We start from the raw sequence: 17,077 nt of genomic DNA on the forward strand, positions 1-17,077 counted from the left end.
ACAATCATGACTAAGTTTGAGAATAATTAGCTAGATTTTTGGGGACTACCTTTACCCCCGGAATTCTCCGTACCCCTGATGATTCCACGAACAGTTATTGAATCAACACCCTTTGCAGCAGGTAGATTTGAAGTAGATGAAGACGGCTGGGTAACAATTAAGCTAAGTCCCGATTTCTTTAACGATAGGCTAGCAGCACAGGCTATCTTAGCCCATGAAGCCTGTCACTACATTTTGGAAAATTCTGGAATTCGGCAACGAGACTTTGCACTCAACGAGCGTTATACAGATTTGTGTATGTTCATTTGTGGTTTCGGTCAAGTTTTCCTTGCTGGGTATAAGCGAGCCCCAGCACAAAATCAGTATCGCCCAGGACATCGTTTAGGTTATCTAACTGATGCAGAATACAACTTTGCTAATCAATATGTGTTAGACCTTCGGGAATCTTATAAACTAAAACTTCAAAGTCAATTAGATACAAGGAAGCAACGATTACTAAAATTAGTCTATGGCGATGCAGCTACCGTGACGCGGCTGGTTAATTATGAACGTAGTCGAAACCCAAATATGTCAGAATTAGAACTATACGACGCTGCTATTGAGCGTCTTCAAAGAGACCGCTAAAGCATTGCCAAGATATTATGTTATGCACATAATAAAACCCTCTACCTACTCTACTACTTGAAACAGTAGAGCAATCGACTATCTTCACAATCGGGATGACAGGATTTGAACCTGCGGCCCCCTCGTCCCGAACGAGGTGCGCTACCAAGCTGCGCTACATCCCGAATTAAACAAATTCAGTTTTTGTATTATATCACAAATCAAGGGATTGCTGATGGCGGACTGGGGAAAGTTTTGAGTTTTGAGTTGTCCCCTCTGCCCCTCTGCCCCTCTGCCCTCCTGCCCCTCTGCCCTCCTGCCCCTCTGCCCCTCTGCCCCTCTGCCCCCCTGCCCCTCTGCCCCTCTGCCCCCCTGCCCCTCTGCCCCTCTGCCCCTCTGCCCCCCTACCCTTTTCTGCTATGATCGATCCTGGTTAAAGAGATCGACAGTAAGAGGCAGTTGTTTGTGGTAGTTAAACCAGAATGGTTGCGAGTAAAAGCGCCTCAATGGGAGCGTGTTGGCAGCGTTAAAGAAATATTGCGGGACTTATCCCTAAATACCGTTTGTGAAGAAGCATCTTGCCCCAATATTGGCGAATGTTTCCACAATGGCACAGCAACATTTTTAATTATGGGGCCAGCCTGTACAAGAGCCTGTCCTTACTGTGACATTGATTTTGAGAAAAAACCCAAACCCCTCGACCCCACAGAACCAACAAGATTGGCAGAGGCGGTGCGACGGTTAAACTTAAATCATGTCGTAATTACTTCAGTTAACCGGGATGATTTACCTGATGGTGGTGCATCTCAGTTTGTTCGTTGTATTTCAGAAATCCGTGCTATTTCTCCGGGTACAACAATTGAAGTTTTAATTCCTGATTTGTGTGGAAATTGGGCAGCATTAGCAGGAATTTTACAAGCTGCACCAGAAGTTTTAAATCACAATACAGAAACAGTACCTCGTTTGTATCGTCGGGTACGTCCCCAAGGGGAGTATCAGAGAACGCTAGAGTTGTTGCAGCAAGCCCGCCAACTAGCCCCCAAAGTTTACACCAAATCTGGCATCATGGTAGGACTGGGAGAAACTGACGACGAAGTTCGCCAAGTAATGCAAGACCTCCGCGCCGTAGATTGCGATATCCTCACCATAGGTCAATACCTACAACCTAGCCAAAAACATCTCCAAGTAGCAGGTTTCATCACTCCCGAACAGTTCGCCGCTTGGCAAAACTTTGGCGAAAGTATCGGATTTTTACAAGTAGTCTCCTCTCCCTTAACTCGAAGTTCTTACCATGCAGAACAAGTTCGAGCTTTAATGGAGAGATACCCTCGGTAGGGACAGAGGGGCAGAGGGGCAGAGGAGATAACTTAAAACTCAGAACTTACTCCCCAACTCAAAATTCAAAACTCAAAACTCAAAACTTTCCTATCTCCCCAACTCAAAACTCAAAACTCAAAACTCAAAACTTTTCTAGATGGAAACAAAGATAACAGTTATTGGTGCTGGTGCTTGGGGTTCGACTTTAGCTTTTTTGGCAGAAGCGAATGGTCATCAAGTGCGTTTGTGGTCGCGCCAAAGTTCGTCAACTCTTGCGGATGTTTTAGCAGATGCAGAGATTGTAGTTTCTGCTGTTTCCATGAAAGGTGTTCGACCTGTAGTTGAACAGGTAAAGTCTTTAGAAATTGGCAAACAAGTAATTTTTGTTACTGCGACCAAAGGTTTAGATGCTTCGACTACTTGTACTCCTTCCCAAATTTGGCAAGCGGCGTTTCCGGCAAATTCTGTAGTAGTTCTAGCTGGGCCAAATTTATCGAAAGAAATTCAAGCTGGTCTACCTGCGGCAACTGTAGTTGGCAGTCACGATCTAGAAGCAGCTAAACTGGTGCAAACTGTGTTTAATTCCGGTCGGTTTCGCGTTTACACTAATGATGATCCCTTGGGGGTAGAGTTGGGTGGTACACTGAAAAATGTGATGGCGATCGCAGCTGGTGCCTGTGACGGTTTGCAGTTAGGAACTAACGCTAAAGCCGCACTCGTGACTCGCGGACTTGCGGAAATTATTCGCATCGGTAATCATTGGGGTGCTAAAACTGATACATTCTATGGTTTATCCGGGTTAGGCGACCTTCTCGCCACTTGCAACAGCCCTTTAAGTCGGAATTACCAAGTTGGTTATGGTTTAGCGATCGGGAAATCTCTCACAGAAATCTTAACTAACTTAGAAGGAACCGCTGAAGGAGTCAATACGTCTCAAGTTTTAGTTCATTTAGCTAATCAGCAGGGAATTTCTGTTCCTATCTCCTCTGAGGTCGATCGCTTACTCCAAGGAAACGTCACTCCCCAAGCAGCTGTAAATTCACTGATGCTGCGAGATGTCAAACCAGAAACCCATCTACCTTAATCACTATTCCTTGAGTAGATTTAATTATCACAACAACTTATATTTCAGGGCTTTTTGTAACAAATCTTCAAGTAATTTTGGGCAATTAGCTAAAAAGTGATCGGGAACTCATCTAGCTAGTGATGTAGATTAATTTGTCATCTGATAGAGGTCACCTCAGACAGAAGTGATATCGCTTTATACTAGCAGACGATAGAGAAGTTTCTCATCACCTCTGGGAATTTTCCTTTTTGGAACCGCATTGTTATCTATTCTATCGATTTTGGGAAAGATAAATTATGTAACACCCAGACGGTAATCGTCAAACTAAAAGAGTGCATCACTGGAAGTCTTATAAGTAGGGTACCTACCACGGATTTTATTTCCTTTGGAAAGATGCCCAAAACAAGAACCAACAGCCAAATTCAAAAAGCCCCTTTGTCATCTGGAGCAGTTGAGGCAATCACTATGCCAGCAACCTTTTATACCACTGATGCCACCTTCGATAATCAACCAGAAGCCCCTAGCTTTCAGTTAGATGAAATGGAACCAACAGTTAGGGATTTAGTTGAATTAGAGATGGAGGATGAAGAAACTGCCGACTTACCGAAAAGTCCTAACCGTCGTACCAACGATTTAGTTCGTTTGTATCTCCAAGATATTGGTCGAGTACGTCTTTTAGGACGAGATGAAGAAGTTTCGGAAGCTCAACAAGTCCAGCGCTATATGCGGTTGCTGGAGTTACGAGATCAAGCTGCCCAAGAGGAACAGGGAGTACTTCACCAATATGTAGAATTGATCGAAATTCACGATCGCCTAGCTGCCAATTTAGGTCATCGTCCCTCTTTTGAACGCTGGGCAAATGCGGCAGCAATTACAGTCTCCGAACTGAAACCAATCTTAGCAGCAGGAAAACGCCGTTGGGCAGAATTAGTAGATTTAAGTAACGAAGAATTAGAACAAATTCAAACCGAAGGGATTCGGGCAAAAGATCACATGATTAAGGCAAACTTGCGCTTAGTCGTGTCTGTGGCGAAAAAGTACCAAAATCGTGGTTTAGAATTATTGGATTTGATCCAAGAAGGCACTTTAGGATTGGAACGTGCCGTTGAAAAGTTTGACCCCACTAAAGGATATCGCTTCAGTACTTATGCTTACTGGTGGATTCGGCAAGGAATTACCCGGGCGATCGCCACTCAAAGCCGCACCATTCGCCTCCCAGTCCACATTACCGAAAAACTCAACAAAATCAAAAAAGCTCAGCGGAAAATCTCTCAAGAAAAAGGTCGCACCGCTACCTTAGAAGACTTAGCAAAGGAACTAGAAATGACACCTTTGCAAGTCCGGGAAGTTCTCTTCCGCGTTCCTCGCTCTGTTTCCTTTGAAACTAAAGTTGGTAAAGAAAAAGATACCGAACTAGGCGACTTACTGCCCACCGAAGAAATTTCTCCCGAAGAGATCTTAATGCGGGAAGCTCTCTACCGTGACTTACAACAGCTTTTAGCTGACTTAACTACCAGGGAACGAGATGTAATTCTGATGCGCTTTGGTTTGGAAGATGGTCGCTCTTACTCTTTAGCAGAAATTGGTCGTGCCTTAGACCTATCTCGCGAACGAGTCAGACAAATTGAAGCAAAAGCTCTACAAAAGTTGCGTCAACCGAAACGCCGTAATCGCGTCCGCGACTACCTAGAATCGTTTGGTTAAGGTTTTTCAGTTAATCATTGTGTTTGTCTCCATTGACCGAGAATCAAAATCTCGGTCATTTTGTTTAGGCGCAAAAACTCAAGGACGGGATTTGAATAATCGATAATTTTAACTTTTAGAAATTGGGGTGAAAAATTGTTTCTCTGGCTAGACAGCCTTTGTACTAAAGGTTTGAGCTTTTTTTCTTCCTTATTTAACTACATTTTTTCTCAATAATCTTAATTTTTTACGATTCTTTTAGAAAGTATTTCTCAATAAGTAAAAATACTTGCAAATGAGTAGCGATATTGTGTATCCTTCCTGATATAAGAAAGCTTTCTAACAACGTCAATATGAGTACCTACACATCAGGCTCGTTTAAAGCTGAACTGAATGAAAAGGGTTGGCGTTTAACTCCCCAAAGACAAACTATTTTGCAAGTCTTTCAAGACCTTCCCGAAGGAAAGCATTTGAGTGCAGAAGAATTGTACTCTTTGCTACAAGGTCAAGGTGAGAAAATTAGCTTATCCACGATTTATCGTACCTTGAAGTTAATGGCGAGAATGGGAATTCTGCGAGAATTGGAACTGGCAGAAGGACACAAACATTACGAAATCAATCAGCCTTACCCTAATCATCATCATCATTTAGTCTGTGTTCAATGTAACAAAACGATCGAATTTAAAGATAATTCCATTTTGAAAGTGGGCTTAAAACAAACCGAAAAAGCTGGACTGCATTTATTAGATTGTCAATTGACAATTCATACGGTTTGTCCAGAAGCTTTGCGCCAAGGATGGCCCTCTCTGCTACCGAGTAATTGGTCTTGTTTGCGATCGATTTCTTCATAAACTGAAACTAGCTATCAACGGGAATAAATTTGTTCCCTATTCCCTATTGCCTGTGAGATCGATCGTCAGACAAGTAAGATAAATTCTCAATAGACTCTGTTTCTTGAAAATAAATCGCTAATTAGTTATTATTTTCAATAACCGTACCTTTCCTAAAGAATGAGATCATGCCTGTATACACAGCATCCTCACTGAAAGCCGAGCTAAATGAAAGAGGTTGGCGTTTAACTCCCCAACGGGAAACAATTTTACACCTTTTTCAAGAATTGCCCAAAGGCGATCATTTAAGTGCTGAGGACCTTTATCACCGACTAGAAAGCCAAGGGGAAGCGATTAGCTTATCTACGATTTACCGCAGCCTGAAATTAATGGCGAGAATGGGTATCCTGCGTGAGTTGGAATTGGGCGAAGGACATAAACATTATGAACTAAATCAGCCCTATCCCCACCATCACGACCACCTGATTTGCGTGCGTTGTAATAAGACTGTGGAATTTAAAAATGATGCAATTTTGAAAATAGGAACTAAAACCGCAGAAAAAGAAGGATATCAACTACTAGACTGTCAATTGACTATTCATGCAATTTGTCCGGCTTGCCAACGGGCGTTGCTCCCTATTTAGTAAAAATTATTTCTCCGGCGTAGGTATTGCTGAGGCTCCCAGCCATTTTGTCTGAGAGCCAATGTTTTGCCAACGAAACAGCCAGAACTATGGCTTGGTGAGAAGATCATTCTCGCTGACTCCGTAAGCTTTTTGCGCTGCTTTTAGTGCTGCTTTCGTTTCTTCGTTGAAAGAGCCGTTGATTGGCCCTGTGTAAAATCCTTTTTCTTTAAGTTTTGTTTGAATTTGAGAAACAGAAATATTGCGGATACTCGGCGGAGTCAGCAGTGCTGCTTTAGTGCTGCTGTCTACAATTCCGTTAGCAGTGAGTCCGGCTTGTCTTTGGAAACGAATTACGGCTTCTTGAGTTAGTGGGCCAAAGTTGCCTGTAGTGTTGCCTCTGTAATACCCTAGAGCTTGCAGTCGTTGTTGTAGGGATTTTACTTCTTGACCACGATCGCCTTTTTGGAGACTAGCTTGAATTACAGTTCTGCTATTAGTGGTAGGTTTCTGCGAATTATCCGAATTATTAGTAGTTAAAGAACCACTGGTAAAAGGAGAATTGTTAAAGGTGGGATCTAGAACTTGTTGAGTAGTACTACCTTTAGCTAAAGCTGTCCAAGTATTACGTCCAACAATTCCATCAACCATTAAGCGACTACTGCGTTGAAACTTTCTCACGGCAACAGAAGTTTCTAGATCGAACTTACCATCGATCGTCCCACTGTAAGCACCTGCATCTGTTAATAATTGTTGTAAGGTTTTGACATCTGAACCTCTAGCACCTCGGCGTAACATTGGTTGTTTGCTAGGATCGATCGCTGTTTCCGTAGTATTTTCGATTTCCGCTTCAGGAGTGGTTTGGGCTATTGTGGTATTTGTATTATCCTGAAATTTGTTTTCTAAGGCAGTGAGAGTTGTAGTTTCGACAATCCCATTTGCCGTGATACCTTGATCTTGCTGGAAGCGAATTACAGCTTTTTTGGTCAAGGGGCCAAAGTGTCCGGTAGGACGGCGATCGAAGTAGCCTAGTTTTTGTAATTTAGTCTGAAGTTCTGCTACTTCTTGACCTTTACTACCTTGGGACATTTCCGCCATTGCTTGAGTCGCAATACTGACGCTGCTGATGGCGATTACTAAGCTAAGTAAATGAATCCAGGTTTTTTTACCTATATTTCTCCAATTTATTCTCTGGAAAAGTTTGACATCTTCTGAGTTAGAACAATTGTTCGCATTCTCATTTTCCCATTGAGAACTGGCTAGATGTATATAAACAAGGTTTTCCATAATTGTCAGTCCAAATATCTACAATGACCAACTACTCCTTGTCAGAAGTAGGCTATCAAGATTTTAATTTACTGTTATTTTCTGTTCAATAACTCAATCAATAATTAATGTGACACATAGTTGTGTCAGATTTAACAATAGCGCCAGTAGTGAATGATTATAAATTCAAGTTCCAATTAAATCAGGAAGTTATTTTGAGTTGATTTTTGATCGAGCAGCAAATGTTACGAAAAAATTTTTTTGATCTACGTAATAAATATTAAGAGATTGATAAATATAGCCACTTTAGTAAACTGTCCTAACATTGTTGTTCGATCCGGAAAATTTGGACTGGGGTAGGCGATCGACTTTTGGGCAAGAAATTGACCCAACTCTCCTCAATTGGGAGGAAAAGCAGAAGAACTCAGGAGTTAAGAAAATTTTGCCTCTTAACTCCTGAAGTTTATCAGTTATTGATCTGGTGAATTTTGCCGATCGCTTTTCGGAGATTCCTCAATGATTTGAGAATCATCATGGTGATGAAATCCATTACCATTATCACTATTAGGCGAATTATCATTGTCTGAATTTTTGCCATGACGGTAATAGAGTAAAGTTTGGGCTTTTGGTGTTGGAGTCGGCTTTTCAGCGGTAGCAAAAGCGGATTTTTGAGTACCTTTGCGGAAGAGATCTTCGATATTTTTCACTACAATAAACAGCACAGGTACTATTAATAAACTCAGAAATGTGGCGACGCACATTCCGCCAATTACAGCAGTACCCAAAGATTGACGTGCTGCTGCACCTGCACCAGTAGCGATCGCCAAGGGAAAAATCCCGATAATAGTGGAAAAAGCTGTCATTAAAATCGGACGTAAACGTTGCTCAGAAGCGTGAATTGCTGCTTGAACAGTTGGCATACCTCTTTCTTTTAAATGGTTGGCAAATTCCACAATGAGAATCGAGTTTTTACTTGCCATCCCAATCAACATTACTAAACCGATCTGAGTGTAAACATCATTAGCAAATCCCCGGAGGAATATTGCTAATAACGCCCCTAAAATTGCCAAGGGAACGCTCAACATAATAATGAATGGATCGACGTAATTTTCGTATTGTGCAGCTAATACTAGAAACACCAAAATAAACGCAAATCCAAAGACAATAATTGATTGTCCTCCGGCTTGAATTTCTTCTAATGTTAACCCCGACCATTCATAGCCAAAACCTTGAGGTAAGACTTGTTTAGCCACAGTTCCCATAGCCTCAATTGCTTCCCCAGAACTGACTCCTGGTGCTGCTGAACCATTGATTTCTACAGACCTAAATAAGTTGTAATGCGAGATAACTGATGGTGCTGTGGTTTGGGAAACTGTGACTAAATTGCTCAGCGGAACCATTTCGTTAGTTGCCGATCGCACATACAATTTATTGATGTCTTCTGGATTAGAACGAAACTGAGTATCAGCCTGAACGTAGACTCGGTAACTGCGGTTAAACTGATTGAAATCATTGACATATTGAGAGCCTAATAAAATCTGCAAAGTGCTGAAGATATCTTCCAAAGAAACTTGCAGAGCATTGGCTTTAATGCGATCGACTTCCACAGTTAATTGTGGTGTATTACCATTAAAATTAGGTCGCAAACCGACTAATGTTGGTGGCGCAGGATTATCAGGAGTACCCGGATAAGTACTAGCTCTCGCCATGAATTTACCCAACACTTCTTCCATGACTCTAAAACCCAAATTATTTCGGTCTTGAAGTTGAAATTCAAACCCGCCAAAGCTACCCAAACCTTGAATTGCCGGAGGAGCAAATGGGATAACTGTCGCTTCCTTAATCGAGAGTAATTGAGGAAAAAGACTACCAATAATTGCCTCGGAAGATTGGTCAGGTCTTTTCCTTTCATCCCAAGGTTTTAAAGTAGTAAAAATCAAGCCATTATTGGGAGTTGAACCACTAAAGCTAAAGCCACCAACCGCAAAAATGTTTACTACATCAGGCTGGTTTCTGAGAATAGCTTCAGCTTTTTCTAAGACCTTTTCAGTGTAGTTTAAAGAAGCTCCTTCTGGGCCTTGAACAATAGTGATAAATACCCCTTGATCTTCTTCAGGTAAAAATCCTCCTGGTACTATTGTAAACAACCAATAAGTTGCAGCTAAAGCGGCGACAAATAGAATCAGAACTAGATATCTTAGTTTAGTGATAATCCCCAAAAGCCAAGCATAAGCTTTTCTGGATTCATCAATCAACCAGTTAATTGGGGCGAAAATCCAGTGATGTCTTGCCGAAGATTTTTTCAGTAATAAAGCTGAGAGAGTCGGCGTAAGTGTAATCGCGTTAAAGGTAGAAACTACAATAGAAAAAGCAATTGTTAACGCGAATTGTTTGTATAACTGTCCGGTAGTTCCGGGGAAAAATGCTACGGGAACAAACAAAGCAATTAGTACTAGGGAAGTAGCGATTACTGCACCTAATAAATCATTCATAGAATGAATAGCAGCTTTGACAGGTTCTTCGCCTTCTTCTTGAATTCTGCGAGTGATATCTTCGACAATGACGATCGCATCATCCACCACTAACCCCGATGCCAAAGTCAAGCCAAACAAAGTCAAGGTATTAATATTAAATCCCAGGACTTTCACGAAGATAAAAGTACCAATCAAAGCCACAGGAATCGCAATAGTCGGAATTAAAGTCGATCGCCAATTCTGTAAAAACAGAAAGATAATTAAGATTACCAAACCCACAGCCATAAGCAAGGAAGTTACAACTTCTTTCGCTCCAGCTTCAATAAATAAAGTGGTGTCGTAAGCAACTTGATATTTAATTCCCGGTGGAAAAGTTGGCGCTAATTCTGCCATAGTTTGTTTGACAGCTTGCGCCACATTCAAAGCATTACTACCTGTTAACTGACTAATTCCTAAACCAACCCCTCTCCGTCCGTCAAATCGTAAAAGGGAACCATAATTTTCTGCACCTAATTCTGCTCTCCCAACATCTTTTAATTTAATTAAACTGCCATCTTCACCCGTTTTAATTACCAACTCGGCAAATTCATTAGCATCTTGTAATCTTCCCTTCGCTTCCACCGCCAGTTGATATAGTTGATTTGGTGGTGCTGGTTGTTGTCCAATTTGTCCAGCACCGACTTGTAAATTTTGGCGACGCAGTGCATTTACCACATCTTGAGGTGTTAAATTCCGACTGGCTAAACGGTTAGGATCTAACCATAAACGCATCGCATAAGTGCGTTCGCCAAATATTTGGACATTAGCTACACCTTTGATTCTTTTTAAAGCATCAGTGATGTAAAGATCGGCATAGTTACTCAGATATAAATCATCGTATCGGTTATTTTCGGCATAAAGTCCGATCGCCATTAAAAAACCGCTAGATTCTTTATTAACCCTAACTCCCGTTTGTTGTACTGGCCCTGGTAATCTCGATAAAGCAGAAGAAACTCGGTTTTGTACATCTACCGCTGCCAAATCTTGATCACGTTCTAGTTCAAAGGTCAAAGAAATACTACTAGTACCATCATTAGCACTAGTAGATTTCATGTATTTTACCCCTTCAATACCGTTCAATTCTCTTTCTAAAATATTGGTGACAGTAGACTCAACAACTGAGGCATTAGCACCAATATAATTAGATTGAACTGTTACTTGAGGTGGGGCGATTTCTGGATACTGAGCGACAGGTAATAAGAAAATACAAGCTGCTCCCACTATCGTAATCACGATCGAGCAAACTGTGGAAAATACAGGTCGCCTGATGAAAAAGTCAGATATGGAAAAAATCATGAAGTTTAATCAGGTTTTTGTCATTGGTTATTGGTCATTGGTCATTTGTCATTGGTCATTTGTCATTTATTAGAGCCTCACTAATGACTAATAACTAATGATTAATGACTAGTTTGATGGTGGTTTATTACCTTGTCCTCCGGGTGCATTTGCTCCCGGTGCTTGAGATTCCGGCATAATGGGAATACCGTCTCGCAGTTGCAAAATTCCCGCGACAACTATTTCTTGTCCGGGTTCTAATCCTTTGAGGACTTCCTGTTGATTGCCAGTAATTTTGCCGAGTTCCACGGGTATTTGCTGTGCAATCATATTTCCTGGTTGATCGGGTGTGGGTTTTCTTTCTACGACAAACACGAAATTTTGTCCTGCGATGCGGGAAATGGCTGTAACTGGCACAACTACTCCGGGACGAGTGTCCCAAATGATTCTCGCTTGCACAAATTGATCGGTTCGCAAAGAGCCATCGGAGTTGTCGAAACTGGCTTTAACGAGGATTGATTGGGTTTGAGGGTCAATATTGGGAGCAATAAAAGATATTTGACCTGTTTGCAAGGGTTTGCCTTGATTATTTATCAGTTGTACTGGCATTCCCATGCGGAGTTTGGTGGCTTGTTCGACGGGAACTCTGATTTCAATCAGCAGCGTGTTGTTGTCTGCGATCGTATAAAGCTCAGTTGAAGAAGTCACAAAATCACCAACTTTTACGGGGATATCACCAATTACACCAGAAAAAGGCGCATTAATGGTGTAATAATTCAACCTAACTCGTTCTTCAGTTACTCCGGCTGTCTGTTGTTGAATGATTCTTTCTTGCTTGGTAATATTGGCTTCGGCTCTAACAATTGCTGCTTCTTGAGCCCGAATTTCTGCTTCAATTTGTGCTAATTCGGCTTGTGCTTTTTGCAAATCCAATCGTCTTTGATCTAGTGCTTGTCTAGTTACTGCGCCTTGTCCTTGCAGTTGGGAAAATCTGCGGAATTCCTGTTGTTGAAATGCCAAATTAGACAAAGTGGATTGTTTTTGCGCTTGTTTAGAAATTAGGTTTTGTTTCGCGTTGGCAACATCCGCTTGTGCTAATTTCAATTCCGATCGCGCTGATTCTACCGCTGCCAACTGACTTTGCAAAGATGCTGCTTGTTCAGCGGGATTAATTTGGACAATCGGTGTCCCTGCTCGGACGCGATCGCCTGGTTTAGCAAAAATATTGGTAATTTGCCCGGAAACTTGCGGTTTTGGTTTTACAGATTGTCGAGATTCTAGTCTAGCAACATATTCCGAACTATCTTCAATTGTTTCGGGTTGCGCTTCTCCCAACCTGACAGGCATTGCCATTGGGCCACCTGGCCCACCTCGACCCATTGGCCCACCTGGGCCTGCTTGGGATGCTCCTCCTGGTGGGAAAAATCGATTGTAAGCAAACCATCCACCTCCACCAACTAACAACAGCAGGAATAAAATTCCTAAAATCCGCAGGAATTTCTGGCTGGGTTTAGAGGCAGAAGTATCGAATGTGGGAATATCTTTTGGTGGGTAATTTTCTAAGTAGTCTTCGCGATCGGTTTTCTTCTCTACAGGCAGTACTTTCACATTTGGTAACTGCTCGTTACTATTGTTTTGTTCGTGATTTTCGGTATTCATCTGCCCCTCTAAATAATTGAATAGATACCGCTAGAAAATTTTAGTAATATTATCAGTCGATCGGTCACAGTCGAAAGAGCTATTTTTTGACTTAAGGCTCTGAGTGATTACGAAAAGCACATTGTAACACACTTGCAACCACTTGTATTTCATTTAATCTCTAGCTCGATTACTAACCATCAATCGTGAAGATCTAGAGATTAATAATCCTGTTCTATATTACTACTGATTTTTTCTCTTTCCTATCCGAAAAATTAGCGGAATCGATTTGAAAAACTATTATCAAAATCCGACTTTACAATTTGAAATAAACTGAAACTAAGAAATTTTTAACTTTAAACTAATTCTGTTTTTTTTGTTTTAACCCTAAAACTTTTCAATTTCCGCCAAATATAGCGAATTTATGTACTTCCCAGGTACAGTCCGGGACTAGAATATCCGTAAGGTTCACTTTTACCAACCCGATCGGGAATTTTCTGTTAAAGTACCTCCTTGTTCGATCGCCGATTCTTCTCTAGCAGTCCGATCGACTGTTCTCATCAATGTAGTGGGAAAGCGATTAAGTAATTCCAAACTTAATTCGCCTGTCCCACAAGCAAGTTTTAAAATGCGATCGAAATCAGCCAGATTCGGAGAAAGTTCCCCTGGAGAAACTAGATTATCTTTAGTAAATGCCGCATTTTCGTTCATAAATTTATGCCAAAGTATTTGTTAATTTAGCATAGTATAATCCATTGCCGTACTAAATTTTAGTGATTGACTAGTTTTTCACTTTGCCTTGGGAATAAGCCTCTGAATAATTTGGACAGCGACCAATTCGGGAATAAATAAAGTTTAATTGGCGGATTTTTTAATTGGTATTGATACGCTAAATGTTCGGATTTAGACTCAGTTTGCAAAGATTCTCCATACTCCAAACTCATGTGAATATAAGCCAAAGATTCCATAGTTAAACATCCCTTTTCTTCTGTATTTGATTCTAGTAAAGCGGTAAATTGCTGGGAATTAAAGTCTTAAGTAACCAGTAACTCGATCGTCTAGGTAAAGCCACTGAGGAAACAACTTTCTGGTTGTCTGACAAAGGCTAAGAAGTAGACAGTTAGAAAACTGGTAACTAATTCGCCATTCGGTAAATGCGGAAATTCATAATGTACATTTCCCCAAGTAAGAGATTCTATCCGGTTTGTTTGGGAAGCTTTTCCGTATCTCCACGTCAAGTGTACTGATTGAGTAATATCGTTTACCCAAATGATTGATACAAATAAAGTAGGGGCGGGTTTAGCCAGAAACCTGGAATAACCAGCCTAAAGATTAAAATCAAAACCCGCCCTTTCCCAAACATTTGTAGCAAACATTTAGGTAATAGATATAAAAGTCCCTTGACCTACACCCAAAAAAGTTTGATGATATCCTTGCAGATTTTCTGTTGAGACGATCGATGCTAGAAACCCGATGTTTGACTGCTACCCTAGCTGTAACTCTGCTAACTGCGGCGGCTGGCTGTGAGTCTAATATTTCTCCTCCGGCTGTATCTGATGCTGCTACTCCGCAAGTTAATGCTTTAAAAGATACAACTTCAGAATCAGTGATTTCAGCTACCCAAATAACTCTAGCTGCTATTAATCCCAATCCCACAGAACAACTGAAAATCAATCAATATGTTAACGGTTTAGCAGCCAAAGGTTTTACCAAAAAAAATCAAGGAGTTTGGGTACAATCCAGCAATACTTTATTAGCAAATCACCAAGGTACAACACCATTACCCGCTGCTTCAATTACTAAAGTAGCAACAAGTTTAGCCGCCCTTTCCACCTTTAGCCCCAATCATCGTTTTGTCACAACAGTTAGTAAAACTGGTTCGATTCAGAATGGTGTTTTAGAAGGTGATTTAGTCATTGAAGGAAATCAAGATCCTTTCTTTATTTGGGAAGAAGCATTTGCTTTAGGTAATCTTTTAAATCAGTTAGGCATCAAGCGAGTTAAGGGAAACCTGCTGATTAGTGGCAAGTTTTACATGAATTATGAAAATAGCCCTTTAAAATCAGGAAATCTGTTAAAAGTAGGGATCAATTCTCGACTTTGGACAGCCCAAGCATCAACTCAGTATCGCAGTTTACCGCCAGGTACTCCTCAACCACAAGTAATAATTGATGGCGCTGTTAAAGTAGTCTCTTCTCCACCAAGTAACGCTAAAGTTTTAGTGCGTCATTATTCGCCAACTCTAGCTGATTTGCTAAAAAAGATGAATCGGTATAGTAACAATAAAATGGCGGAAATGCTTGCTGATTCTGTAGGTGGCGCGAAACAAGTGGCACAAAAATCTGCTACGATTGCTGGTGTTCCTCAATCGGAAATTCAATTAGTTAATGGTTCTGGTTTGAGCGAGCTAAATAAGATTTCTCCCCGTGCAGCGGTAGCTTTGTTTTTAGCTATTGACCGCTATTTAAAACCCTTAAATATGAGTGTTGGGGATGTTCTCACTGTAGTAGGACAAGATAAAGGTATTTTAGATGAACGCAAAATTCCTCAACTGTCGGTAGTGAAATCCGGTAGTTTAAATAATGTCAGTGCTTTAGCTGGTGCTTTACCTACAAAAGACCAGGGAATTGTTTGGTTTGCTATTATGAATGGGGGAACAAATTTAACAGGTTTTCGCACTCAACAAGAGTTACTTTTGAACAATTTAGTTAATCAATGGGGAGTAGTTGATTCTCTACCTTCTGAGTTAACACCAACTCAAAAACCTGAAGATCAAGTGTCTCGAAATGAAGTAGTTAAAGAGTGAAAGGGAGGAGAGGTAGATCCCCGACTTCTTCAAGAAGTCGGGGATCTTTGTACTCACAAGTCTTCAGTCACCAGCCCCATTTCTGTTAATCCTTGGCGCAGTCTTGCTGCTTCACGGGGATTATTTATTTCGTGAAGTTCGATCGCTCTTTGAAAAGCTACCAAACTCTCGGAAACATTACCAACCTTCAAAAAAACAACTCCTAAATTTTGATAAGCATCAGCATAATTAGGGTTTAGTTTAATTGCTTGTTGGTAAAGTGCGATCGCATCCACAAATCTCCCCATCTGCTTTAACAACATCCCCAAGTTATAATAACCAACCGCGAAATTTCGGTCAATTGCGATCGCATTTATGTATGCTTCTTGCGCCGCCGCTAATTGATTGGTTGCTTTCAAAACATTGCCTAAATTAATCAAAGCACCTAACTTTAATTGTGGTAAAATATCTAATTTGGTAGCAGTTTGATAATGGGATTCTGCTAAATTGAATTGTTGTAAAGACTCGTAAGCAATGCCCAAATGATAGTGTAATTCGTAAAGTACAGCTGAATCTATGGAATTAGCAGTTAAACCCCGTTGTAAAAGTTCTATTCCCTTTGATTTTTCCCCAATTTCTAAATATAATGCTCCCAACTTATTGCAAACATAAGGGTCATTTGGATGTTGTTTTAGATAAGCTTCCATTGTAGTTTTCGCAGTTTGAAATTTGTGGCGAGATGCGATCGCTCCTGGTTCATACCCATAATGTAAAATAGCCACATCTGATAAACTAGCAATTTGCCATTGTGGTTCCTTTTCCAAAAGCAAACTTACGCTATCATCAATCATTGCATGATAAGGACGAGAAAAATAAACCTCTGGATGTTTGCGAAACAACCGAGAAACTAAAGAATAAGGTGCTTGTTTTGCACCAACTTCTTCCCTAACTAAGTTCACAACTAAAAGATGAGGTTGCTGAATTACCTGTTTTAATTGTGGAACAATTTCCGGTTTTAAAACTTCATCAGCATCCAAAACTAAAACCCAGTCACCTTGCACATATTTTAAAGCTTCATTTCGCGCCGCCGAAAAGTCATTACACCATTGAAAATGATAAACTTCTGCCCCCAAATCTTTTGCTATTTCCGGGGTTTTATCGGTAGAACCTGTATCTAAAACTATGATTTCATCAACTACGTTTTGGACACTTTTGAGACAGTTGGGTAGGGAGGTTGATTCATTTTTGGCGATCGCGCAAAGGCTAAGTTTCATATAATTTATTGCTCTAAACGTACTGCTTTTGCATCCCAGTTATGATCGACAAATCAAACATTCTTTTCTCCTAAAATTTACGATGTTTTTTTCACATTATTGTAATCAGACAGTTGGTACTCCTACTGTTTCTCCTAAACTCCTGGTTTTCCAGCGGACGAGGGCAAATTTTGCATTGATTTATACTATTTCAATGAGTATAGA

At 40.7% G+C, this 17,077-nt stretch carries 14 protein-coding genes and 1 tRNA gene; 7 read left to right on the forward strand and 8 right to left on the reverse strand.

Going from position 1 to position 17,077, the window contains the following annotated elements:
- Positions 1-78: 78 nt before the first annotated feature.
- Positions 79-624: a hypothetical protein gene (locus ACE1B6_RS29805; RefSeq protein ID WP_413260933.1), complete on the forward strand. Its 546-nt coding sequence runs from the start codon at positions 79-81 to the stop codon at positions 622-624.
- A gap of 90 nt (positions 625-714) precedes the next feature.
- Here ACE1B6_RS29805 and ACE1B6_RS29810 read toward each other — a convergent pair.
- A tRNA-Pro gene (locus ACE1B6_RS29810) sits at positions 715-788 on the reverse strand.
- A gap of 256 nt (positions 789-1,044) precedes the next feature.
- Between ACE1B6_RS29810 and lipA the strand changes: the two genes are divergently transcribed.
- From lipA to ACE1B6_RS29835, 5 genes are all read left to right on the forward strand, one after another.
- A complete protein-coding gene (gene lipA, locus ACE1B6_RS29815; RefSeq protein ID WP_413260984.1) occupies positions 1,045-1,938 on the forward strand; it encodes a lipoyl synthase in 894 nt (297 codons plus the stop codon).
- 139 nt (positions 1,939-2,077) lie between these two features.
- The gene (locus tag ACE1B6_RS29820) at positions 2,078-3,004 is read left to right on the forward strand and encodes an NAD(P)H-dependent glycerol-3-phosphate dehydrogenase (RefSeq protein ID WP_413260934.1); all 927 of its coding nucleotides are present in this window, start codon (positions 2,078-2,080) and stop codon (positions 3,002-3,004) included.
- A 447-nt stretch (positions 3,005-3,451) separates the two neighbouring features.
- Positions 3,452-4,690, forward strand: coding sequence for an RNA polymerase sigma factor SigC (gene sigC, locus ACE1B6_RS29825; RefSeq protein WP_413260935.1), 1,239 nt, complete (start codon positions 3,452-3,454; stop codon positions 4,688-4,690).
- A gap of 332 nt (positions 4,691-5,022) precedes the next feature.
- Positions 5,023-5,520, forward strand: coding sequence for a Fur family transcriptional regulator (locus tag ACE1B6_RS29830; RefSeq protein WP_413260936.1), 498 nt, complete (start codon positions 5,023-5,025; stop codon positions 5,518-5,520).
- A gap of 167 nt (positions 5,521-5,687) precedes the next feature.
- The gene (locus ACE1B6_RS29835) at positions 5,688-6,143 is read left to right on the forward strand and encodes a Fur family transcriptional regulator (RefSeq protein WP_413260937.1); all 456 of its coding nucleotides are present in this window, start codon (positions 5,688-5,690) and stop codon (positions 6,141-6,143) included.
- An 87-nt stretch (positions 6,144-6,230) separates the two neighbouring features.
- Here the strand turns inward: ACE1B6_RS29835 and ACE1B6_RS29840 are convergent, their stop codons facing one another.
- The 6 genes from ACE1B6_RS29840 to ACE1B6_RS29865 all read right to left on the reverse strand — a co-directional run bounded on the left by ACE1B6_RS29840 (position 6,231) and on the right by ACE1B6_RS29865 (position 14,052).
- Positions 6,231-7,409, reverse strand: coding sequence for a peptidoglycan-binding domain-containing protein (locus ACE1B6_RS29840; RefSeq protein WP_413260938.1), 1,179 nt, complete (start codon positions 7,407-7,409; stop codon positions 6,231-6,233).
- Between the two features lie 449 nt (positions 7,410-7,858).
- Positions 7,859-11,197, reverse strand: a complete 3,339-nt coding sequence (locus ACE1B6_RS29845) for an efflux RND transporter permease subunit (protein ID WP_413260939.1) — start codon at positions 11,195-11,197, stop codon at positions 7,859-7,861.
- A 108-nt stretch (positions 11,198-11,305) separates the two neighbouring features.
- On the reverse strand, positions 11,306-12,835 hold the full coding sequence (locus tag ACE1B6_RS29850; RefSeq protein ID WP_413260940.1) for an efflux RND transporter periplasmic adaptor subunit: 1,530 nt from the start codon (positions 12,833-12,835) through the stop codon (positions 11,306-11,308).
- A gap of 453 nt (positions 12,836-13,288) precedes the next feature.
- Positions 13,289-13,525 carry a class I SAM-dependent methyltransferase gene (locus tag ACE1B6_RS29855; RefSeq protein ID WP_413260941.1) on the reverse strand — a complete coding sequence of 79 codons (237 nt, stop codon included), beginning with the start codon at positions 13,523-13,525 and terminating at the stop codon, positions 13,289-13,291.
- Between the two features lie 59 nt (positions 13,526-13,584).
- On the reverse strand, positions 13,585-13,782 hold the full coding sequence (locus ACE1B6_RS29860; protein WP_413260942.1) for a hypothetical protein: 198 nt from the start codon (positions 13,780-13,782) through the stop codon (positions 13,585-13,587).
- Between the two features lie 90 nt (positions 13,783-13,872).
- Positions 13,873-14,052, reverse strand: a complete 180-nt coding sequence (locus tag ACE1B6_RS29865) for a hypothetical protein (protein ID WP_413260943.1) — start codon at positions 14,050-14,052, stop codon at positions 13,873-13,875.
- A gap of 221 nt (positions 14,053-14,273) precedes the next feature.
- Between ACE1B6_RS29865 and ACE1B6_RS29870 the strand changes: the two genes are divergently transcribed.
- The gene (locus ACE1B6_RS29870) at positions 14,274-15,620 is read left to right on the forward strand and encodes a D-alanyl-D-alanine carboxypeptidase (RefSeq protein WP_413260944.1); all 1,347 of its coding nucleotides are present in this window, start codon (positions 14,274-14,276) and stop codon (positions 15,618-15,620) included.
- A gap of 53 nt (positions 15,621-15,673) precedes the next feature.
- Here the strand turns inward: ACE1B6_RS29870 and ACE1B6_RS29875 are convergent, their stop codons facing one another.
- The gene (locus ACE1B6_RS29875; RefSeq protein ID WP_413260945.1) at positions 15,674-16,873 is read right to left on the reverse strand and encodes a tetratricopeptide repeat protein; all 1,200 of its coding nucleotides are present in this window, start codon (positions 16,871-16,873) and stop codon (positions 15,674-15,676) included.
- Positions 16,874-17,077: the final 204 nt, after the last annotated feature.

Source organism: Floridaenema fluviatile BLCC-F154 (assembly GCF_041929135.1).
GTDB lineage: Bacteria > Cyanobacteriota > Cyanobacteriia > Cyanobacteriales > Aerosakkonemataceae > Floridanema > Floridanema fluviatile.